The sequence below is a fragment of the Clostridium sp. AF32-12BH genome, assembly GCF_003477935.1.
Lineage (GTDB): Bacteria > Bacillota > Clostridia > Lachnospirales > Lachnospiraceae > Brotaphodocola.
Map to the genome: position 1 here is coordinate 1 of NZ_QUEH01000051.1, position 701 is coordinate 701.

A 701-nucleotide genomic window follows, 5' to 3' on the forward strand; every position below is an offset into this window, starting at 1 on the left:
GGAGCTGCTTCGCCCCAGCCGTCCGGGTAGCGTCTGACATTCCCACGGATTTTCTGCACAAGGTCAAAGGTCTGCTGGTCAATGATAGGCTCATGGGTATTCTCGAAAATTGTCCATTCGTCCTCCGGGACATAATGGCTTTTCTTGTCCTTGAAGTGCTTTCGGGTCTTGAAGTTGATGGTATGTCCCAGATACTCACGCTTTTCAAGAATGTTGCAAATGGTGGAAGAACCCCAGCCGTACACATCTTTGAAAGTCTTGTTTTTGTTCACGCCCTCGCCGTGCTGGGCAAGGTAAGCGGACGGAATGAGGACTTTTTCTTCTTTCAGCCTGCTGGCGATCTGATACGGACCGTAGCCGTCAATCGTCATGGCAAAGATGCGCTTGACCACCTCGGCGGCTTCGGGGTCAACCAACCATTGGTCTCTTGCTTCGTTCCAAAGATAGCCGTAAATGACCGTGCCTGTGAGGTGCTTGCCGGACTTGCCTTTGGACTGGAAAGTGGAACGGATTTTACGGCTGGTATCTCTGGCGTAATACTCGTTCATAATGTTGCGGAAAGGGGTAAAATCATCATCACCTCTGGCACTGTCCACGCCGTCATTGATGGCGATAAGGCGAACGCCACGCTGACGCAGGATTTCCATAATCTGACCGACTTTCAGATAGTCACGACCCATGCGGCTCATGTCCTTGATACA

General features: G+C 51.2%; 1 protein-coding gene. It reads right to left on the bottom strand.

Annotated features, from left to right (window positions below):
* The coding region (locus DWZ40_RS19180) for a recombinase family protein (RefSeq protein ID WP_182431795.1) at positions 1 to 701 on the bottom strand (701 nt) is incomplete at both ends.